This window comes from Mesorhizobium sp. B2-6-4, from assembly GCF_006441495.1.
Taxonomy (GTDB): Bacteria; Pseudomonadota; Alphaproteobacteria; order Rhizobiales; family Rhizobiaceae; genus Mesorhizobium.
The window spans coordinates 215,283-236,026 of record NZ_VFUE01000012.1 but is presented as its reverse complement, the minus strand read 5'-3'; the positions used below and the strand labels follow the sequence as shown (position 1 = coordinate 236,026).

Below are 20,744 nucleotides of genomic sequence, written 5' to 3'. Positions count from 1 at the left end.
GGCGTTCCCGGACGTCAAGATCATCTCGCTGCCGGCCATGCAATGGGAGGCCAGCAACGCCGGCACCATCGTCGCCGACCAGATGCTTGCCAACCCCGACATCGACCTGATCTTCAGCCACGCCGCGCATCTTTCGGTCGCCGCCGTCGCCTCGCTCGAGGCCGCCGGCAAGAAGCCGGGCGACGTCATGCTGATGAGTTCGAACGGCGCGCCGGTCGGCCTCGACCTGATCCGCAAGGGCTGGCTCAACGTCGAAGTCGAACAGCCGCTCTACGCGCAGGCCGCGGCCGTCGCCATGTTCATGGACAAGGTCGTCAACAAGCAGGAAATCAAGCCCGGCGACTATGACGTGCTTGGGCTGAAATCAGTGGTGACCAAGGAGGCCTGGGGCCCGAACATCAAGATCCCGGGTGCCGCGATCACCAAGGAGAACGTCGACAATCCAGCCTTCTGGGGCAACCAGAAGCCGCCGACGGACACCGTTAAGCCCGTCGAATAAACCTTCCCCAGAACGGCTCCGGGCCACCCGCCCGGAGCCGCCCTGCCCGGCAGAATTGCCCGGCATAGAGCCGCCGCGGCATTCGAACCCAAACCGGATCAGCCCATGAGCCCCCGCACCCGTCAAATCCTCGAGTTCGTCCTCGATAATCTTGTCTGGTTCATGCTGGTCTTCGTGCTGGTGGTGTTCTCCCTTTTCATTCCCAATTATTTCCAGCTCGGTATTTTCGCCAACATCATCGAAGCCTCCAGCGTGCTGGGCGTGATGTCGATCGGCCTGGCGCTGGTCATCATCGCCGGGCACATGGACCTGTCGGTCGAATCGGTGGCCGCGCTCAGCGCCATGGCGGTCGGCATCCTGTTCTGCTCTTCGGGCATCGGCATCGGCGTGCAGTTGCATCCGGACTGGCTGATGGTGCCGGTCTCGCTGCTGCTGGCGCTTGCCGTCGGCGGCGTCATCGGCGCCTTCAACGGATTCCTGGTCGTCAAGGTCAAGATGAGCGCCTTCATCATCACGCTGGCCTCCTACATCTGGGTGCGCGGCCTGGTGCTGGTCATTTCGGGCGGCCGCTCGGCGCAGGATCTGGCGCCTGCCATCCGCTGGTTCGGCATCCAGCGGCTGATCGGCCTGCCGCTCACCGCCTGGATCGCGATCGCCTGCTTCGTCGTCTTCTCGCTGATCATGGCCAAGACGCCTTTCGGCAGGCATCTGGTGATGATCGGCGGCAACGAGACAGCGACCTTCCGCGCCGGCATTCGCGTCAACCGCAACCTGATCATCGCCTTCGTGCTTGCCGGCGCCATAGCCGGCCTTGCCGGCTGGCTGCTCGCCATCCGCACATCGGGCGCCACCGCCAATCTCGGCGTCGGCCTGCTGTTCAACGCCTTTGCCGCCGTCGTCATCGGCGGCGTCAGCCTGAAGGGCGGCGTCGGCACCTTACCCGGCGTCTATGCCGGCGTGCTGCTTTTGTCGGCAATCAACACGGCGATCAATCTGATGGGCCTGCCCGCCAACTTCACCCAGGTCATTCACGGCCTGCTGGTGCTGGCGGCGGTTCTGCTCGACGCCTTCAAGCAAACCATTCGCCAGAGGCTCGCATGACCGTAGGGGCAGAGACCGGAAGACTGTCGGGCAAAGTGGCGCTGATCGTCGGCGCCGCGCGCGGCATCGGCAAGGGCATCGCCCAACGTTTCGCCGAAGAAGGCGCCAGGCTTGTGCTTGCCGACACCGAGCTCGAGGGGGGGCGAGCGACCGCCAGTGAACTTGACGCCGCCTTCATCGGTACGGACATCTCGCTTTTGGCCGATGTCGAGGCCGCCGTCGCGCTGGCGCTCACGCGCCACGGCCGCCTCGACATCATCGTCCAGAACGCCGGCATTTATCCCTGGCAATTGCTGGAGAACACCAGCCCGGACGACTGGGATCGCGTCATGGCGGTCAATCTGCGCGGCAGTTTCAATGCCGCCCGGGCCGCACTGGTGCCGATGAAGGCGCAGCGCCGCGGGCGCATGCTGTTCACCTCCTCGATCACCGGCCCGCACGTCACCAGTCCCGGCCACGGCCACTATTCCGCGACCAAGGCAGGCATAAACGGGCTGATCCGTTCGGCGGCGCTCGAATTCGCCGGCTACGGCATAACCGTCAACGGCGTCGAACCCGGCAACATCCTCACCGAGGGAATGGAGCTTCACCGGGGTGCTGCCTTCATCAAGAACATGGAAGACGCCATTCCGCTCGGCCGGCTGGGCAGCCCGCGCGACGTCGCCAATGCCTTCCTGTTCCTGGCCTCCGACGATGCCAGCTACATCACCGGCACCACGATTGTCGTCGATGGCGGGCAATTGCTGCCAGAGGGGAGCGACTTCAGGCTGGCGCCGCCGTGAACAACGCGTGAGGGGAAACAAGAAGCCGGCGCACATCGTCACTGATGCCAAGCGCAGCCGCAGCGTTCCCGCTGGCGGTGATCGGCGGGGATTTGGCCCACCGGAACCTCATGGCGATACACCCGTTCTTCCATGTGTGATTCAGGAGATAGCCACAATGGATTGGAACCGCGTCGAAGGAAATTGGAAGCAGGTCAAGGGTAAAGTCAAGGAGCAGTGGGGGAAGCTCACTGATGATGATCTCGACCGCATCGCCGGCAAACGCGATCAGCTTGAGGGCATTATCCAGGAACGCTACGGCATCGAGAAGGATCGCGTACGCCGAGACGTCGACGACTGGTATAGTCGGCAGGGCTGGTAGATAGCAGAGCTGCCATAAAAGGCGTCTTCCCGAGAGCCGCTATGCCTACGGTCGACGGGCTCCCCGCCCCTCCCGGCCGTCCGCATGATGGCACTCGGCGCGCAAAAAGGCACAACGTCTACACCTGCAAGATCTGCGGCCAGAAAGCCGATATGCGCTACCTACGCCGGTGGATGAGCAGCCGGATCATAGGCCCTTGAGATCGGCTGGAACTCGCCCATGTGGCACAGATGTTCCGTTATCGCGGAATATCGAACCATAAGGTTTTCTGGCATTATACTTCCTGGCGGACCCCAACCCGCCTGGCCGGCGTCCTGCAAGTCGGGTTTACCCCACCCGCCCCCAAAAAAGGGCGCCGGCCACCTCCGCTCGGCCCGGGCGCGCGCCTTGCGTGGATGGTGTGGCAGAATCAGGAGAATAACGAGTGGTCTGGTGCCATTCGGCAAGCCTTGGCCCCGGGGAACTGCGGTTTCCGCAGATGCCCGCAAGCCGTATTCACTTGGCGATCCCACCCTCGCTACAGAACTTCTGGGCACGGCAGGCTTTGTTTCGATCGATTTCATCGACGTGCGGGAACCGGTCTTCTATGGGCCAGACGTCGATAGAGCGTTTGATGCGATCATCAACCTTTAACTTGTAAAGGACGCGCTCGCGCGAACCGATGAGACGGCCGACAAGGCATTGCTGCGGCTGCGCGATCTACTGGAGGCGCATATGACCAGCGAGGGCGTACTCTTTCACTCGCGCGCGTGGATCATCACAGCTCATACGGCGACAAGGTGATTGGCTCTTGCCGCCTTGATCGTCCGGAAACGCTTTCACTGTGTGGATGTTTTTAACAAGCAGCCGCGGTTCGGCGCGCGGAGCCACGTCCCAGATCCACAAGGTCTGGGTTATCCCCGGCAAGAAGACATTTTGACATTCGACGTCGACATTTCTCCCAAGCCAAGGGTTTGTTTCCCCTAGGAGAAATGGCGCGAGTGACGGGGCTCGAACCCGCGACCTCCGGCGTGACAGGCCGGCACTCTAACCAACTGAGCTACACCCGCGCATTGACGAGCACGTGTCAGCCGTGTTCGTCGTTGGGCGCTGGATAAGGGGTTCGCCACCGGGTGTCAAGCGCACGAAACCATCATAACATCAAACTGGAGAAGGTTTTTTGACAGCCGGCGTGTTGTTCGCAAATACGGCCCGCAACGACGGCGTCCCACGCTCATTTGGCCTTGCGAAGCTGGCCCCGACCGCTTAAAGGTCCGGCCCGGAGCGGGCGATTAGCTCAGTTGGTAGAGCGCTTCGTTTACACCGAAGATGTCGGCGGTTCGAGCCCGTCATCGCCCACCATTCAGGCGCCTTTCATTCAAACGCCTCAGCCCCTTGCCAGCAGCGCCTCGACCTCGTGCAAGTCCGGCATGGACGGCGCGGTGCCTGGCTTCGTCACCGAAATGCCCGCAACGGCGCAAGCAAAGCGCACGGCTTGCAGGGGCTCCATCCCACGCGACAGCGCGACGGCCAGGCCGCCATTGAAGGCATCGCCGGCTCCCGTGGTCTCGACCACCGGGCCGGCGCTGACGGCGGCGACATGTTCGGACCGATCCCTCGTGTGCAGCAATGCGCCTTTCTCTCCCAACGTGACGATGACGGCGCCGGCGCCCTTTTCGAGCAGCTTGCCGGCGGCTGCGCGGGCGTCATCGACCGAGGCGACCTTCGTGCCGGTCAACTCCTCCGTCTCGGTCTCGTTGGGCGTGAGGTAGTCGCAGAGCGAATAGATGCGGTCGGGGAGCCTGGCCGCCGGAGCCGGGTTGAGGATGGTCGTCACCCCTGCCCCGCGCGCGATCTCCAACGCCCGCAGCGCCGCCTCGATGGGCTGTTCGAGTTGCGTCACGAAGACGCCGGCACCACGAATCAGGGCGGCATTGGCCTCGATGTCGTCGGGCGAGATCAGCATCGCCGCGCCGGGGCTGACGATGATGGCGTTATTGCCGGTGCCCTCCTCGACGAAAATATAGGCAGCGCCCGTATAGCTGTCGGGCGTGTCGATCACGGCATTCTTCACGCCGGCGTCCTTCCAGGTGCGCTTGGCCATGTCGGCGAAGGCATCGACGCCGAGGCGCGTGAGGAAGGTTGCTTCGGCGCCGAGCTTACCGGCCGCAACCGCCTGGTTCGAACCCTTGCCGCCGGGACCGAGGGTGAAGGACGTTCCAAGGATCGTCTCGCCCATGCGCGGCTGCCGCGCGGCGCGATAGGCCGTGTCGGCGACGAAGACTCCGAGGATGACGATCGGCTTGCCGGCCAGCATGCCGCTACTCCGCATCCGGCGGGACCACGCCCTTGCGGAAGGCAAAACAGCCGTAGAACCGGCGCTCGCCGGTCTGGATGACGCAGTAAGCCTGCTTGGCGCGCTCGTAGAAAGCGTAGCGCTCGACCGGCAGCATCGGCCATGGCTTGCCCTCGGCGGCGTCGATCTCCTTTTGCACTTCCTGCTGAACGGGCGGGATCTCGTCCGGCTTGCCGACGATCTCCATGCGCGCGGCTGAATCGTCGACGAAGGTATCCAGCGGGTAGAGCGACAGCACCGCCTTCACGACTTGCGCCGCCGGCGCGTCGATGCGCAGCAGCCGCCCGAGCGCCGTCTGGCGCGCCACCGAATCGGAGGGGAAGTTGGTGTCGGCGATAATCAGGTCGTCGCCGTGTCCCATCGCCCGCAATGCCTGGAGCACGTCGGCATTGAGTAGCGGATTGATCCCTTTGAGCATGATATTCCTCGTGAAATGAGTTTGAGATCAGAGACGCTTGCCGGTCTCGGCATCGAACAGATGGATGTGGTCGAGCCGCGGCCTGAGCTTGAGCGTATCGCCGGGCTTGAAGTCGTGGCGTTCGCGGAACAGCGCCACCATCTCGCCGTCCCCGAAACGCAGGAAGACCAGGGTTTCCGAGCCAGTCGGCTCGACCACCGAAATCTTGGCAGGCACGCCATCGGCATGAATCTCGAGATGCTCCGGCCGCACGCCATAGACGACGGCGCGCCCTTCCTCCGCAGCGCTGCCGGGCGCGACCGGGAACAGAGCGCCGGCGATGTCGACACCGCCCTTGCGCGCGACGCCCTTGAGCAGGTTCATCGACGGAGAGCCAATGAAGCCGGCGACAAACAAGTTGGCAGGCCGGTCGAACAGTTCCAGCGGTGCGCCGACCTGTTCAATGCGGCCGTCGCGCATCACCACGATCTTGTCGGCCATGGTCATGGCTTCGATCTGGTCATGCGTGACATAGATGGTGGTGGTCTTCAGCCGCTGGTGCAGTTCCTTGATCTCGGTGCGCATCTGCACACGCAGCTTGGCGTCGAGATTTGAGAGCGGCTCGTCAAACAGGAACACCTGCGGGTTGCGCACGATGGCGCGGCCCATGGCGACGCGCTGGCGCTGGCCGCCGGAAAGCTGCCGGGGATAGCGTTTCAGATAAGGGTTGAGGTCGAGGATGTCGGCGGCGCGCTTGACCCGCTCGGCAACCACGGCCGGATCGGTTTTGCGCAGCTTGAGCGCAAAGGCCATGTTCTGCTCGACTGTCTTGTGCGGATAGAGCGCATAGTTCTGGAACACCATGGCGATGTCGCGCTTGGCCGGCGGCAAGTGGTTGACCACACGGTCGCCGATGGCGATCGTGCCGCCGGAGACGGTCTCCAGCCCCGCCACCATTCTCAGCAGCGTGGACTTGCCGCAACCCGAAGGACCGACCAGCACCACGAATTGGCCGTCAGATATATCGACGCTGACTTCGTGCAGAACCTTGACGGTTCCAAACGCCTTGGCCACTTTGCTGATCGCGACTTGAGCCATATCTCCCCCATCGGCTCCATTGCCGTATGCGCAGAAGCTAACCAACGCGACCTGCCAGGGCAAGCCGGTCTCTTCCCGACAAAAACCCGGTCTCGTTGACACGGCGTTTGGTTGCGAGAATAGTGACGGGCGCTGGTCCGAATACCGGTTGCCCGAACCAAAAAAACGGAACTTCAATCGAGCAGGTGGGGTCCTGCATCGTTCGTTTCCGAACCGGGAGAATCGTTTGGCGCTCCAGCGCCTGAGAAATTTGGCCGCATTCACAACAGATATTCTGGGAGGAACATCGATGAAAACAGGTCTCTACGAAACGCTGGTCCGCGCGGGGGCAACCCGACGCGACATATTGAAGGGCGCGGCCTCGATGGCCGCGATCGCTGCCGCATCCGGCGCCGGGCTCGGCGCCCTCACGCGCCCGGCCTCCGCCGCCAGTGAGCTGCGCTCGAAAATCCTGCAGATCCCCGGCGTGGGCAAGGGTCAGCCGACCGACGCCGACTTCCAGAAGGTCGGCGAGCTCTGTCTCGAGGCGACCAAGGCCAATGTCAAGGAAGGCGAATTCGCCGGCGTCGAGCTTACCTTCATGGGTCTCAACAACCAGAACCTGCACAATGTGCTATTCCGCGGCTTCCTGAAGCCCTGGGAAACCTATACCGGCGCCAAGATCAACTGGATCGATCTGGCGCAGGCCGACTACAATGCCCGCCTGCAGCAGTCGATCGCCACCGGCACGGTCGACTTCGACATCATCGAGATGGGCGCGCCGTTCGAGGGCGACGTCTGCGGCAAGGGCCTCACGTCCGAGATGCCCGACTGGGTCAAGACCCAGATCGATTTCGACGACCTCGTCAACTATCTGAAGCCGCCTGTCGGCACCTGGAACGGCAAGCAGTACCGCGTGACCGTCGACGGCGACGCGCATAATTTCAATTACCGCACCGATGTGTTTTCCGATGCCGACCTCGCCAAGGCCTGGAAGGACGGCGGCGGCGGCGGTGAATGGGGCGTGCCGAAGACCTGGCAGCAGGTCCAGGCGGTCACCAAGTTCCTCAAGGGCAAGCAGGTCAAGGGTCAGGACGTCTACGGCTATCTCGACGCGCCGAAACCCTGGGGCGGATTCGGCTTCTATTTCCTCGGCAGCCGCGCCACCGCCTACGCCAAGCACCCCGACGACAAGGCCTGGCTGTTCGACGCCGACACGATGAAGCCGCGCATCAACAATCCGGCCTGGGTGCGCGCCATACAGGACGTGATCGACGCGCTGCCTTCGGAGCCTGCCGACCAGATCAACGCCGATCCAAACACCACCGCCTTCCAGCAGTTCCTGGCCGGCACCGGCTCGATGGTCACCTGGTGGGGCGATGTCGGCTCGAACGTCAAGACCAACGACTCCTCCGTCGTGGGCGACGTCACCGGCTTCTCGATCCTGCCCGGCTCCGACGATGTCTACAACTCCAAGACCGGGCAGTGGGACAAACTCGCCAGCGGACCGAACTATGCGCCGAACTGCGCCTATCTCGGCTGGGGCGTATACGTCATGGCCCGCGTCGATAGCGACGAGAAGAAGAAGAAGGCGGCATGGTCCGCCGCCGCCCATCTCGGCGGCAAGGACCTGTCGATCTGGACGGCGATGTACCCGTCCGGCTTCCAGCCCTACCGCAACTCACATTTCGACATTCCGGAGTGGGTGGCGGCGGGCTATGACGAAGCCTTCATCACCTCCTATCTCAAGTCGGAATCGGACAGCTACAACCACCCGAACGCGGCGATCGAGCCACGCATTCCCGGCATCTTCCAATACTATTCAGCCGCTGAGGACATTCTGGCCAACACCTTCGCCGGCAAGATGAAGGCGCAGGAGGGCGCAGACGCCATTGCCGCGGCCTGGGAGAAGCTGACCGACCAGATCGGCCGCGACAACCAGATCAAGCTCTACAAGGCCTCGCTCGGCCTGTAGGCAGGCGTTATGATGGATCACGGCCCGGCGGAACATCGTCGCCGGGCCGTATCTTGGCCGGCTTCGGCCGGTCATTTGCGCAAAAGAGGCAAGAGGCGTGGCTGACCAGACTTCGACCACGAATGCGTGGCCGGCAAATTCCGTACCGACCGATCTGATCCCGCCCGGCCGCAAACGGCTTGGTTGGGCCCTGATGGCCGTCGCGACGCTCGGGCTTCTGGCAACGATCCTGGTGCAAATCCTCTACAAGAGCGAGGTCGACACGATCGGCTTCGAGACATGGCGGCCCGTGGTCTACGCCTATGTGCTGTGGGGCGTGGCGCTCGGCGTCGGCCAGGTGCTGACGCGCGGCGAAGACGGCCAGCGGGCGCTGTTCCTGCTGCCGGCGCTGCTGTTCACCATCGCCATGGTGATCTTCCCGACCCTATTCGGCTTCTACATCGCGCTGACCGACTGGAACCTGAGTTCATTCTCGGGCCGCAAGTTCAACGGGCTCGACAATTTCTGGCAGATGCTCGGCGATCCCTATTATCGCAACGCGCTGTTCAACATGGTGCTCTATGTGCTGGCGGTGCTGGTCGAATATGTCATCGCCTTCGGCCTGGCGCTGCTGCTCAACGCGCAGATCCGGGCGCGCAAATTCTTCCGCGTCGTCTTCCTGATGCCGCTGATGCTGTCGCCGGTCGCGGTCTCGTGGATGATTGGCAAATCGCTGATGGAGTACCGGTTCGGGCCGGCGGCGACGCTGGCCCGCCACCTCGGCTGGGACAACCCCGCTTTCTTCTCCAACCCGATCACCGCCCGTATCTCGATCATGATGCTCGACGCCTGGACCTTCATCCCCTTCATGATGATCATGCTGCTTGCCGGCCTGCAGGCGATGTCGCGCGAGGTGCTGGAGGCCGCGCGCGTCGACGGCGCCACGGCCTGGCAAACCTTCTGGCAGGTCACCTTCCCGCTGATGCTGCCGGTGTCGGTGACCGCCGTCGTGTTGCGCATCATCTTCAAGCTGAAACTGGCAGACATCATCATCACGGTCACCTCGGGTGGTCCGGGCGGCGCCACCGATTCCGTGTCGAGCTTTATTTATCGCGAGTACCGGGACCGTTCCAATGTCGGCTACGGCACGATGCTGGCGATGGCCTATCTCGTCATCATCGTGGTGTTCGTGACCTGGCTGCTGAAGGTCGCAAACCGCTTCGTGCGCAATGTGAACTAGTGCGGCAGGGATCATGAGCGTTCAGACCACCGACTATACCGTCTCCGAAATCCGCTCACCGGCGAGCTTCATCACCAGCCGCGTCTTCATCTATGGCGCGCTTGTGTTCTGGGCCTTCATCTGCCTCTTTCCGATCTACTGGACGATCACGACCTCGTTCAAGTCGGCGGTAGACGTGACCCAGGGGCATCTGATCCCCTTCGTCGACTTCCAGCCGGACTGGAAGGGCTGGCGATCGCTTGGCCTGTCGCCGGATTCGATCTTCCAGACGTCGACCGTCCGCGACGAATTCTTCAAGCGCTTCATGAATTCGGTCATCACTTCGGTCGGCGCGTCGAGCCTCGCCATCGTCATCGGCAGCCTCGCCGCCTACGGCCTCACGCGCTACCGCTATCACTTCGCCTGGTTCAAGAACGAGGACATTTCCTTCTTCTTCCTGTCGCAACTCATCCTGCCGCCGGTCGTGCTCGCACTGCCGTTCCTGGTGCTTTACCGCGAAGTCGGACTGCTCGACACGCGCATCGGGCTGATCCTGCTCTACACGCTGATGGTGCTGCCGATCGTCATCTGGATCATGCGCGACCAGTTCAATTCCATCCCGGTCGAGCTCGAGGAAGCGGCCCTCGTCGACGGGTTGTCGATCTGGGGCGCGTTCTTTCGCATCGTCATGCCGATTGCCCTGCCCGGCATGGTCGCGGCTTTCATCCTGGCGATGGTGCTGTGCTGGAACGAGTATTTCTTCGCCGCCCTTTTGACCTCGACCGACGCCAAGACAATTCCGGTCATGGTGGCGAGCCAGACCGGTTCGCAAGGCATCAACTGGTGGTCGATGGCAGCGCTTGCCACGGCGGCAATCGCGCCCTTGGCCGTCATCGGCATCGCGCTGGAGCGCTACCTGATCATGGGTATGACCGCGGGAGCGGTGAAATAGGCGGCGCCGTCCTTACCTTCTCCCACAAGGGAGAAGGAAGAACCGCGCTAGCCCCTCAGGATCGTGCGCAGGTGATCCATGATCATGGCAACGCCCTCTGCTCCGAGCGCAGCCGAGGCATCCGGAGCACTGGCCGTATACCAGCTCGTATTGTCGGCGAAATGGCCGGCATCGACAGCCTCAGGGCATAGCGCCAGCATCAGCGAAGTCTCGCCGATCCCGGCATGATCGAACGGGTACTTGCCGTTCATCTCGGCCGGCATCAGCGGATGCACCTGCACCCAGTTGAAAAAATTGCTGCCCTCGGCATGCTCGGCATAGTAGGCGGCCATAGCCTCGGAGCCCCACCAGCCTTCGCCTCGTTCCTTCTCAAGGAAGCGGAAGATCGCCTGACGTCCGGCGGCCTTGAAGGCGAGATCGGTCGGCATGCCGGCGGCGAAATTCTCGGTCTGGTGGTGGATTATGGCGTGGATGTTGCGAAAACCGATGCGCAGCAGGCTGTAGAACAGTTCCTCCGCGAAGGGCGCCAGTTGATTGCCGCCAACCTGCACCGAGCCTGTGCCCTCCGGCGGCGCCACGGCGTAGCTCGCCGCGCCGTAGTAGAAGGGCGGCAGGATGACGATCTCCCGCTCCTTCTCAAACAGCTCCAGCGTCTTGACGACCGCCAGCGTGTCCATGCCGACCGCCATGTGCTCGCCATGGTATTCGAGCACGCCGAGCGGCAGGGCGATCGGCCAGTTCTGGGCGATCGCCTTGCGGATCTGGTGCGGCAGCATCAACTCGTAGCGCATCGCACTACTCCATATTGGTGTGACGGGCCCGCATCGCCTCCGGCGAGGCCGCGGTCAGACCCCTGAGTTTCAGCACCATGACCTCGAACAGCAGGAACAGCGCGCCTTCGAACACCGATCCCATCGGCAGGACCGATGTTTTTTGCGGACCCTGGTCGTCGGCCATGGTCTGCGCCGGCACGAGCAGCGTGAAGTCGGCCAAGCGCGCTGCACTGCCGCCGGGCTGAGCGGTCAGAAGCAGAACCGTCGCGCCGGCCTGGCGCGCCACCTGCATCAGGGTTAGCACGGTCGCGGTTTCTCCAGGCCCGGAACTGACCAGGAAGACATCGCCCTGCGCCACGGGCGGCGTGGTCATGTCACCGACCACCGACACCGGCAGGCCCAGATGATGGAGCCGCATGGCGAAGCCCTTGACCTGCAAGGCCTCGCGGCCGCAGCCGTAGACGACGATCTGCCGTGCTCCTGCAAGCATCTCGCAGGCGGCATCGATCCGGCCGTCGTCGACGCGCGCCAGCACAGTGCCGAGCTCGTCCAGAGCGGTCCTGAACATCTGCGAGCCCCCATCGCTCACGACGGTGCCGTCCAACGATCCGAGGTCGAAGAAGAGTGGAAATTCCCGGTCACGTCTCTCCCCGAACAGCTTGTTTTTATTCATGCTATCACCGCCAAAATCCGTGTCCAACGCCCCTGCGCGCTTTTGCTGTGCCACGAGCGTGATAGTGTCATGTCAGACAAATCAATGAGGCAAACGGCAGGATATGAAGACACGGCATTTCGACCGCATCGGCAATGGCGGCATCAGCTTCACCGAACTCGGCTTCGGCACGGCGCCGCTCGGCAACCTCTACCGCGCGGTCTCCGACGAGGACGCCAATGCGACGCTGGAGGCTGCATGGGCGACCGGCTGCCGCTATTACGACACCGCGCCGCTCTATGGGCTTGGCTTGTCGGAGACGCGGCTCAACCCCTTCCTGCGCGGCAAGAAGCGCGACGACTACGTGCTGTCGAGCAAGGTCGGCCGCATCATGCGCGCCTGTCCGCCGCAAGAGCGCACCGGCATCGGCAAGTTCTTCGACACGCCGTCGCGCAAGGAGGTCTACGACTACAGCTATGACGGCGTGATGCGCTCCTTCGAAGCGTCCCTGGAACGGCTCGGCGTCGACCGCATCGACATTCTGTTCGTGCACGACGTCGACATCTTCACCCATGGCAGCAAGGAAGCGTCCGACCAGCGCATAGAGGAGTTTATGCGCTCCGGCTATTACGGGCTGCTTGCCTTGCGCGACCAGGGCGTCATCAAGGCCTTCGGTGGCGGCATCAACGAATGGCAGGTTGCCCAGACATTGGCCGAGCGCGGTGATTTCGATCTGTTCCTGCTCGCCGGCCGCTATACGCTGCTCGAGCAGGAGGCGCTGACATCCTTCCTGCCGCTCTGCCAGAAGCGCGGCATCGGCATCGTTTTGGGCGGCCCCTACAATTCCGGAATCCTGGCCACGGGGCCGAAGCCGGGTGCCTTCTACAACTACACCGAAGCGCCGCGGGACGTGCTCGACCGGGTGGCGCGCATCGAGGCGGTCTGCCGACGGCATGACGTGCGCTTGATCGAAGCAGCGCTGCAGTTCCCGTTGCTGCATCCGTCCGTCGTGTCGGTGATCCCCGGTGGCCAGCGGCCAAGCGAGGTCGAAAGCAATCGGTCACTGCTCGATGCGAGACTGCCGGCGGCACTCTGGGCCGACCTGAAGAAGGACGGCCTGATGCGGGCGGACGCGCCGACCGGGTAGCTCGCAATCACGAACCTATCGACCAGTAGGAGCGCAAAAGAAAAGCCGGGGCTTGCCCGGCTTTTCTGATATTTTGAAATTTAAAAAAGGCGCTTAATTGACGGCGTCCTTGAGACCCTTGCCGGCCGAGAACTTCGGCACGGTGCGCGCCGGGATCTTTACTTCGGCGCCGGTCTGAGGGTTGCGGCCGGTCGAGGCTGCGCGCTTTGACACGGTGAAATTGCCAAAGCCGACAAGCCGGACATCGCCGCCCTTCTTCAGTTCGCCGGTGATGACGGAGAATACCGCATCGACAGCCGACTGCGCGTCACCCTTCGAAATGCTCGCGGCGTCGGCAACAGCGGACACCAGTTCGTTCTTGTTCATAAAAATTCCCTTCCATGAGAACACCGGAACTCACGACTCATCCGGCAGGAAACGGACTTTAGAAAGAAGCGCTCGCGCAACCAAGTCGAAAAGCCGGGAAAGAATGGAAAAAAGCCCGGAATTCCGGGGTTTTTCACATGAAAAAGCCGGGCGCGAGGCCCGGCTTTCTGTTTGTGCGCTGCAACTTTAGCAAGAACTAATGCGCAAGCGACTTTCCGGCGTCATCCGCAGTGTCCGTCGCGGCAGGAGGATTGACCGGTTCGACCCATTCGATTGGCTCCGGCATACGCACCAACGCGTGGCGCAACGCCTCGCCGACCCGCGAGACCGGGATGATTTCCATACCGTTCTTCACGTTGTCAGGAATATCCGCCAGATCCTTGGCGTTGTCTTCCGGGATCAGCACTTTCTTGATGCCGCCGCGCAGTGCGGCAAGCAACTTCTCCTTCAGACCGCCGATCGGCAGCACCCTGCCGCGCAGCGTGATCTCGCCGGTCATGGCGACATCGGCCCTGACCGGAATGCCGGTCAGCACGGAGACGATCGCGGTCGCCATCGCCACACCGGCCGACGGCCCATCCTTGGGCGTGGCACCCTCCGGCACGTGGACGTGGATGTCGCGCTTGTCGAACAGCGGCGGCTCGATGCCGAAATCGAGAGCGCGCGAGCGGACATAGGAGGCCGCCGCCGAAATCGATTCCTTCATCACGTCGCGCAGATTGCCGGTCACCGTCATGCGGCCCTTGCCGGGCATCATGACGCCTTCGACCGTCAGCAGCTCGCCGCCGACTTCCGTCCAGGCAAGTCCGGTGATGACGCCGACCTGGTCGTCTGCCTCGACCTGACCGAAGCGGAAGCGCGGAACACCGAGATAATCGGCGAGATTGTCCGCCGTGATGTTCACAGTCTTCTTCTTCGTCTTCAGGATCTCGGTCACCGCCTTGCGCCCGAGCTTCATCAGCTCGCGCTCCAGGCTCCTGACGCCCGCTTCACGGGTGTAGGTCTGGATGATGGCGCGGATCGCGTCCTCACTGACGGAGAACTCCTTCGGCTGCAGCGCGTGATCGCGCACCACCTTCGGCAGCAAATGCCGCTTGGCGATCTCGATCTTCTCGTCCTCGGTGTAGCCGGCGATACGGATGATTTCCATGCGGTCCATCAAGGGCGCAGGGATGTTCAGCGTGTTCGCCGTCGTCACGAACATCACACTCGACAGGTCGTACTCGACCTCCAGATAGTGGTCCATGAACGTCGAGTTCTGCTCGGGGTCGAGCACCTCCAGCAAAGCCGACGACGGATCGCCGCGGAAATCCTGGCCCATCTTGTCGATCTCGTCGAGCAGGAAGAGCGGATTGGATTTCTTCGCCTTCTTCATCGACTGGATGACCTTGCCGGGCATCGAGCCGATATAGGTGCGCCGGTGGCCGCGGATCTCGGCCTCGTCACGCACGCCGCCCAGCGCCATGCGGATGAACTCGCGGCCGGTCGCCTTGGCGATCGACTTGCCGAGCGAGGTCTTGCCGACGCCGGGAGGGCCGACGAGGCACAGGATGGGCCCCTTGAGCTTCTTCTGGCGGCTTTGCACGGCGAGATACTCGACGATACGGTCCTTGACCTTGTCGAGACCGAAATGGTCGGTGTCGAGCACGTTCTGCGCGAACGCCAGGTCCTGCTTGACCTTGGAGTTCTTGCCCCACGGAATCGACAGGATCCAGTCGAGATAATTACGCACCACGGTGGATTCCGCCGACATAGGCGACATCGTCCTCAGCTTCTTCAATTCGGCTTCCGCCTTTTCGCGAGCCTCCTTGGAGAGCTTGGTCTTCTTGATGCGGGCCTCGATCTCGGCGGCCTCGTCGCGGCCATCCTCGCCTTCGCCGAGCTCCTTCTGGATCGCCTTCATCTGCTCGTTGAGGTAGTATTCGCGCTGCGTCTTCTCCATCTGGCGCTTGACGCGCGAGCGGATGCGCTTCTCCACCTGCAGGACGGAGATTTCGGCCTCCATGAAGCCCATCGCCTTTTCCAGCCGCTCCTTGACCGAGAGCGTGGCCAGCATCTCCTGCTTTTCGGGGATCTTGATGGCGAGGTGCGAAGCGACCGTGTCGGCGAGCTTGGAATAGTCGTCGATCTGGCTGGCGGCACCAACCACCTCGGGCGAGATCTTCTTGTTGAGCTTGACGTAGTTCTCGAAGTCGGTGACGACCGAACGAGCCAGCGCCTCGACCTCAACCTCTTCCTCTTCCGGCTCGACCAGCGCGGTGGCGCGGGCCTCATGGAAGTCGGGACGGTCGGTGAAGGCGGTGATTTTCGCGCGCGAGGCGCCTTCGACCAACACCTTGACGGTGCCGTCGGGCAGCTTCAGCAATTGCAGCACGTTGGCGAGCGTGCCGATATCAAAGATGGCATCGGGCTCCGGATCGTCATCGGCGGCATTCATCTGGGTGGCGAGCAGGATCTGCTTTTCCTGACCCATCACCTCTTCCAGCGCCTTGATCGACTTTTCACGCCCGACAAAGAGCGGAACGATCATGTGCGGGAACACCACGATGTCGCGCAGTGGGAGGACTGCGAAGACGCCGTCGCTGGGAGCCTTGGTTATTTTGGCCATTGTCCAACCTTTCATGTCGCGGCCGCCAATCGGCCAACCGCGAATCTTATATTAACGACCGGGGATCGTTCCGCCTACCACCGTTGTGACGGGAGTTTTACAGCACAGAAATCGGGCACCTCGGCCTTCTCGTGTTAGGTGGATGCAGGAGGGCCAAAGATCAAGAGTTAACATCGCCGGCGTTCCATTCCCTCGCGAAGGTCGCATGCCTCTCATGGCAAAACGGCGCCCCGAGGGCGCCGTTCCACAAAAATATGGGTTCAAGTGGCATGTCAGGCGCTGACATTGCCCTTCTTTTCCTTCTGTTCGGAATAGATGTAGAGCGGCCGGGCACTGCCGGTCACCACTTCTTCCGAAATCACCACTTCGCGCACGCCTTCGAGCGCCGGCAGTTCGAACATGGTGTCGAGCAGGATCGCTTCCATGATGGAGCGCAGGCCACGCGCGCCGGTCTTGCGCTCGATGGCGCGCTTGGCGATCGCAGACAATGCGTTCTCGTGGAAGGTCAGGTCGACATTCTCCATCTCGAACAGCCGCTGGTATTGCTTGACCAGCGCGTTCTTCGGTTCGGTCAGGATCTGGATCAGCGCCGGCTCGTCGAGGTCTTCCAGCGTCGCCAGGACCGGCAGACGGCCGACAAACTCGGGAATGAGGCCGAACTTCAAGAGATCCTCTGGCTCCACAAGGCGGAAGACATCGCCGGTGCGGCGATCCTCGGGCGATGCCACGGTGGCGCCGAAGCCGATCGAGGTCTTGCGGCCACGATCCGATATGATTTTGTCCAACCCGGCGAAGGCGCCGCCGCAGATAAACAGGATGTTGGCGGTGTCGACCTGCAGGAACTCCTGTTGTGGATGTTTCCTGCCGCCCTGTGGCGGTACCGAGGCGACAGTGCCTTCCATGATCTTCAACAGCGCCTGCTGCACGCCCTCGCCCGACACGTCGCGGGTGATGGAGGGGTTATCGGACTTGCGCGAGATCTTGTCGATCTCGTCGATGTAGACGATGCCGCGCTGGGCGCGTTCGACATTGTAGTCGGCCGACTGCAACAGCTTCAGGATGATGTTCTCGACGTCCTCGCCGACATAGCCGGCCTCGGTCAGCGTCGTGGCATCGGCCATGGTGAAGGGCACGTCGATGATGCGGGCCAGCGTCTGCGCCAGCAGCGTCTTGCCGCAACCGGTCGGGCCGATCAACAGGATGTTGGACTTGGCCAGTTCGACATCGTTGTTCTTGCCGGCATGGGCGAGGCGCTTGTAGTGATTGTGGACGGCCACCGAAAGCACGCGCTTGGCGTACGGCTGGCCGATAACGTAGTCGTCGAGAACCTTGAGGATCTCCTGCGGGGTCGGCACACCCTCGCGCGACTTCACCATCGAGGTCTTGTTCTCCTCGCGGATGATGTCCATGCACAGCTCGACGCATTCGTCGCAGATGAAGACCGTCGGGCCGGCGATCAGCTTGCGCACCTCATGCTGGCTTTTGCCGCAAAACGAGCAATAAAGCGTGTTCTTGGAATCGCCGCTGTTGTTGCCGACTTTGCTCATTTTCATGTCCTTTCATGGCCGCCCGCCGATGGTCTGGCTGAAAGGGCGCATACTCTATTTATCGCGGGAATCCGCCGCCGCCAGTATCCCGGCTCCCGCAACGTATTCCGTACGAAACACAAATCAGAAAACGTGGCAATGATTCGCAGCAACCCCACACAAAGCTAAGCCGTCGAAAATCAACATAGCCTTAACGTAGGCAATCCCGATCGTCGAGGGAACAGCCAATTGTGGCCGAAATGCCGCAAGACGCGCCAAAAGCGCGTGATGCCGCCATCCAACTGCCAATATGCCGTTATGCCAGCGCCCCTTCGGCCGCTTCGCGCGACGAAATGACCTTGTCGATCAGGCCGAAGTCCTTGGCCTCGTCCGCGGTCATGAAATGGTCACGGTCGAGCGTCTTTTCAATCTCGTCGTAGCTCTTGCCGGTGTGCTTGACGTACACCTCGTTGAGGCGGCGCTTCAGTTTGATGATGTCCTGGGCATGACGCTCGATGTCGGACGCCTGGCCCTGGAAGCCGCCGGACGGCTGGTGAACCATGATGCGGGCGTTCGGCGTGGCGAAGCGCATGTCCTTGTGGCCGGCGGTCAGGAGCAGCGAGCCCATGGAGGCCGCCTGGCCGATGCACAGCGTCGACACGGCCGGCTTGATGAATTGCATGGTATCGTAGATGGCCATGCCCGAGGTGACGACGCCACCGGGCGAATTGATGTAGAGGTTGATTTCCTTCTTCGGATTCTCGGCTTCCAGGAACAGAAGCTGCGCGCAGACCAGCGTCGCCATGCCGTCCTCGACCGGACCGGTGATGAAAATGATGCGCTCTTTGAGGAGGCGCGAGAAAATGTCGTAGGCCCGCTCGCCGCGATTGGTCTGTTCGACCACCATCGGAACGAGGTTCATGTAGGTTTCGACGGGGTTCTTCATTCGTTATCTCTTGTCTCGCGGTGGGATTCCGGCGCCGGACATGCTGGCAACTCGGGCAGAATCGGTTCGGGATCGTTATTGTGTAAATAGGATGCCGGCTCATCCTTGTGCAAGGCCGACCCCTCCTAGCCATCTGGGTAAGTCGAATCAAGCTTTCCAGGCGAGATTCGCAACGGCGGGCGCTTCCGCCGGCTCGCGACGGCACCTGCGGCCTGACAGGTAGCAGTTTCTTAACCGCGTCACTTAACGAATGCGCCGAACCCGCTTTTCTCGCGGACCGCTTCCCCTACAATTCAACGTTGAACTTGTGTCCGCGGTTCAACAGGGGGAACGTCATGTCCAGGAAAACCGCATGCTTCGCCATGGCCGGGCTGACCATGCTCGGCTCGATTTCGCAGACGGCGGCCGGCGGCCGCGCCGTCGAATGCTATGAGCCGGTCCAAACGCCTGATGTCTATGACACGGTCTACGAGGACGTGATGATCAGTCCGCCCAGCCAGCAGGTCGACTATGAAGCGCCGATCTACGGCACGCGCGAGCGGGTGGTGATGACGGTTCCGGCACAGGTGACCTATGAGGTGGTGCCCGCAATCACCCGTACGGTCTACCACACAGTCAAGGTCGATGATGGCGGCTATTCCTGGGAATGGCGCGTCATCCACGGCCGCAAGGTGCTGTGCAAGGTCCGGCACAAGGCGCGCTATGAACGCGTCGCCGAAACGGTGGTGATCCGGCCGGAGCGCACAAGGCGCGTCGTCATTCCGGCGCAATATGACAGGATCGCCGAGGAGGTGCTGGTGCGACCGGAGCAAAGGCGCGTCATCGACATTCCCGGCGCCTACCAGACCGTCGCGCGGCGCGTGCTGGTGCGCGAAGGCTCATCCGGCTGGCGGCGCGTGCATATTCCCAGGCATTGCCAGGACTGAATTCAGGCGATTTCGGCTCGCAACCAACGTTTCAGGCCGGCAATATCGCCATCATCGACAGCCGCCGCCACACGCCGGCCGACCGCCGCCCCGAATTTATAGCCATGGCCCGAGCAGGCCGAGACGATCAGGCACTTGCCCGTCTCATGCGCCAGGAATTTCTCATCGTCCGTGAATGTGTAGGCGCAGGTGACCACTTCGGTCACCTCATACTCCTCGATGCGGGCGATCGGCGGTGAAAACAGGTTGCGGATCGCCTCGCCCTCGCCCGGCACCGGCTGCCGGTTCCAGTCGGCGTCGCTGGTCGGCACCCTGTGCAGGCCTGAACCGAATTTCATGCCGGCACCTCGGGTCAGCGGAATCATGTAGCCGTCGGTCTTGCCACCTACATCGAGGACCACGGGCGCAACTTCCCAGACGGCCTTGAGGTCCGCCGGCGGTTCGACATAGGCGAGCGCGGTTCGGTACGTCTTCAGTTCGCCGCCGAGTTCGGGGAACAGTTTCAGCACCCAGGCGCCCGCAGCGACGACGATGCGGTCGGCCTGCATCGTCTCGCCGGACGCGAGCACGATATGCCCTGCCTCGGAGTCGACCGCCGTCACCTTGCTGTTCTCGTAGACGTTGGCGCCGTTGGCGCGCAGCCACTTGGCCAGGCCGGACGCGATCTTGCGGCAATGCAGCGCGCCGCCTTCCGGCGAAAAGTAGGCGTAGCGGAACGAGCCCGGCTCCAGGAAAGGCCAGCGTTCGACCGCGGCATCAGGTTCCAGCAGGTCGAACGGATAGTTTCCCTCCTCCAGCCCTTCCCGGTATTCCTCGGCTTCGTCGCCCGGCTCGCGCGAGACGCAGAGGAAGCCCCTGGAATCGAGATGGTTCTCGCCGAGGTCGGCCCACATTTCGTCCCAGGCTTCATAGGCCTCGCTGATCAGCCGGCCGTAGCCGGTCCCGGCCCGGTAGGCACGGCGAATGATGCGGTGATGGTCGCCGGATGCCGCCAACGGATTGGGGATCGGCCCCTGCTCGACGATGGAAACGCTATGGCCAGCCTTGACCAGCGACCATGCGGTGGAGAGACCGGCGATGCCCGCGCCGACAACGATCACATTCATCAAATCAGACTTTCCGC

General features: G+C 62.5%; 19 protein-coding genes, 2 tRNA genes and 1 pseudogene. 11 read left to right on the top strand and 11 right to left on the bottom strand.

The genetic code is table 11. The features are described from left to right. The 5 genes and pseudogenes from FJ426_RS18720 to FJ426_RS18700 form a co-directional block, all read left to right on the top strand. On the top strand, positions 1-499 hold a 499-nt coding region (locus tag FJ426_RS18720), incomplete at its 5' end, for a substrate-binding domain-containing protein (RefSeq protein ID WP_140825487.1). 105 nt (positions 500-604) lie between these two features. Then, a complete protein-coding gene (locus tag FJ426_RS18715) occupies positions 605-1,600 on the top strand; it encodes an ABC transporter permease (RefSeq protein ID WP_140493908.1) in 996 nt (331 codons plus the stop codon). After that, the gene (locus FJ426_RS18710; protein ID WP_140560599.1) at positions 1,597-2,382 is read left to right on the top strand and encodes an SDR family NAD(P)-dependent oxidoreductase; all 786 of its coding nucleotides are present in this window, start codon (positions 1,597-1,599) and stop codon (positions 2,380-2,382) included. Before FJ426_RS18715 ends, FJ426_RS18710 begins: the two co-directional genes overlap by 4 nt. 157 nt (positions 2,383-2,539) lie before the next feature. Beyond that, on the top strand, positions 2,540-2,743 hold the full coding sequence (locus FJ426_RS18705; RefSeq protein WP_140493912.1) for a CsbD family protein: 204 nt from the start codon (positions 2,540-2,542) through the stop codon (positions 2,741-2,743). A gap of 368 nt (positions 2,744-3,111) precedes the next feature. Next, positions 3,112-3,526 (top strand): annotated as a pseudogene (locus FJ426_RS18700) (methyltransferase); the annotation flags it as partial. Positions 3,527-3,715: 189 nt separating this feature from the next. Here FJ426_RS18700 and FJ426_RS18695 read toward each other — a convergent pair. Then, a tRNA-Asp gene (locus FJ426_RS18695) sits at positions 3,716-3,792 on the bottom strand. Positions 3,793-4,008: 216 nt separating this feature from the next. Between FJ426_RS18695 and FJ426_RS18690 the strand changes: the two genes are divergently transcribed. Further along, positions 4,009-4,084 (top strand) — tRNA-Val (locus FJ426_RS18690). A gap of 25 nt (positions 4,085-4,109) precedes the next feature. On the opposite strand, the gene rbsK is transcribed toward FJ426_RS18690, so the two are convergent. The 3 genes from rbsK to ugpC are packed head-to-tail and all read right to left on the bottom strand — an operon-like array spanning position 4,110 to position 6,573. Then, positions 4,110-5,039: a ribokinase gene (gene rbsK, locus FJ426_RS18685; protein WP_140560598.1), complete on the bottom strand. Its 930-nt coding sequence runs from the start codon at positions 5,037-5,039 to the stop codon at positions 4,110-4,112. A 4-nt stretch (positions 5,040-5,043) separates the two neighbouring features. Then, positions 5,044-5,496 (bottom strand): RbsD/FucU family protein, encoded by a 453-nt coding sequence (locus tag FJ426_RS18680; protein ID WP_140515764.1) that lies wholly within the window; start codon positions 5,494-5,496, stop codon positions 5,044-5,046. A 27-nt stretch (positions 5,497-5,523) separates the two neighbouring features. After that, complete coding sequence (ugpC, locus tag FJ426_RS18675; RefSeq protein WP_140515762.1) at positions 5,524-6,573, bottom strand: sn-glycerol-3-phosphate ABC transporter ATP-binding protein UgpC; 1,050 nt, start codon at positions 6,571-6,573, stop codon at positions 5,524-5,526. A 289-nt stretch (positions 6,574-6,862) separates the two neighbouring features. Between ugpC and FJ426_RS18670 the strand changes: the two genes are divergently transcribed. The 3 genes from FJ426_RS18670 (at position 6,863) to FJ426_RS18660 (ending at position 10,677) form a co-directional block, all read left to right on the top strand. Then, entirely contained in the window at positions 6,863-8,527 is a 1,665-nt protein-coding gene (locus FJ426_RS18670) for a sugar ABC transporter substrate-binding protein (protein WP_140493924.1), read from the top strand. A gap of 97 nt (positions 8,528-8,624) precedes the next feature. Further along, positions 8,625-9,746: a sugar ABC transporter permease gene (locus FJ426_RS18665; RefSeq protein WP_140521848.1), complete on the top strand. Its 1,122-nt coding sequence runs from the start codon at positions 8,625-8,627 to the stop codon at positions 9,744-9,746. 13 nt (positions 9,747-9,759) lie between these two features. Then, positions 9,760-10,677 carry a carbohydrate ABC transporter permease gene (locus FJ426_RS18660; protein ID WP_140515758.1) on the top strand — a complete coding sequence of 306 codons (918 nt, stop codon included), beginning with the start codon at positions 9,760-9,762 and terminating at the stop codon, positions 10,675-10,677. Positions 10,678-10,724: 47 nt separating this feature from the next. Here the strand turns inward: FJ426_RS18660 and FJ426_RS18655 are convergent, their stop codons facing one another. Together FJ426_RS18655 and FJ426_RS18650 are read right to left on the bottom strand one after the other, a co-directional pair. Continuing rightward, entirely contained in the window at positions 10,725-11,468 is a 744-nt protein-coding gene (locus tag FJ426_RS18655) for a creatininase family protein (RefSeq protein WP_140515756.1), read from the bottom strand. A 4-nt stretch (positions 11,469-11,472) separates the two neighbouring features. Then, on the bottom strand, positions 11,473-12,018 hold the full coding sequence (locus FJ426_RS18650) for an SIS domain-containing protein (RefSeq protein WP_140515824.1): 546 nt from the start codon (positions 12,016-12,018) through the stop codon (positions 11,473-11,475). A 208-nt stretch (positions 12,019-12,226) separates the two neighbouring features. On the opposite strand from FJ426_RS18650, the gene FJ426_RS18645 reads away from it, so the two are divergent. Next, complete coding sequence (locus tag FJ426_RS18645; RefSeq protein ID WP_140515754.1) at positions 12,227-13,249, top strand: aldo/keto reductase; 1,023 nt, start codon at positions 12,227-12,229, stop codon at positions 13,247-13,249. Positions 13,250-13,342: 93 nt separating this feature from the next. Here the strand turns inward: FJ426_RS18645 and FJ426_RS18640 are convergent, their stop codons facing one another. The 4 genes from FJ426_RS18640 to clpP all read right to left on the bottom strand — a co-directional run bounded on the left by FJ426_RS18640 (position 13,343) and on the right by clpP (position 18,695). Continuing rightward, positions 13,343-13,615 (bottom strand): HU family DNA-binding protein, encoded by a 273-nt coding sequence (locus tag FJ426_RS18640; protein WP_006201846.1) that lies wholly within the window; start codon positions 13,613-13,615, stop codon positions 13,343-13,345. A gap of 196 nt (positions 13,616-13,811) precedes the next feature. Further along, positions 13,812-16,223 (bottom strand): endopeptidase La, encoded by a 2,412-nt coding sequence (gene lon, locus FJ426_RS18635; RefSeq protein ID WP_140493937.1) that lies wholly within the window; start codon positions 16,221-16,223, stop codon positions 13,812-13,814. Positions 16,224-16,495: 272 nt separating this feature from the next. Then, complete coding sequence (gene clpX / locus FJ426_RS18630) at positions 16,496-17,770, bottom strand: ATP-dependent Clp protease ATP-binding subunit ClpX (protein WP_140493939.1); 1,275 nt, start codon at positions 17,768-17,770, stop codon at positions 16,496-16,498. Positions 17,771-18,065: 295 nt separating this feature from the next. Further along, positions 18,066-18,695 (bottom strand): ATP-dependent Clp endopeptidase proteolytic subunit ClpP, encoded by a 630-nt coding sequence (clpP, locus tag FJ426_RS18625; RefSeq protein ID WP_027028064.1) that lies wholly within the window; start codon positions 18,693-18,695, stop codon positions 18,066-18,068. Between the two features lie 335 nt (positions 18,696-19,030). On the opposite strand from clpP, the gene FJ426_RS18620 reads away from it, so the two are divergent. Next, on the top strand, positions 19,031-19,621 hold the full coding sequence (locus tag FJ426_RS18620; RefSeq protein WP_140493941.1) for a hypothetical protein: 591 nt from the start codon (positions 19,031-19,033) through the stop codon (positions 19,619-19,621). A gap of 2 nt (positions 19,622-19,623) precedes the next feature. Here FJ426_RS18620 and FJ426_RS18615 read toward each other — a convergent pair whose 3' ends face one another. After that, a complete protein-coding gene (locus FJ426_RS18615) occupies positions 19,624-20,727 on the bottom strand; it encodes an FAD-dependent oxidoreductase (protein ID WP_140493943.1) in 1,104 nt (367 codons plus the stop codon). Positions 20,728-20,744: the final 17 nt, after the last annotated feature.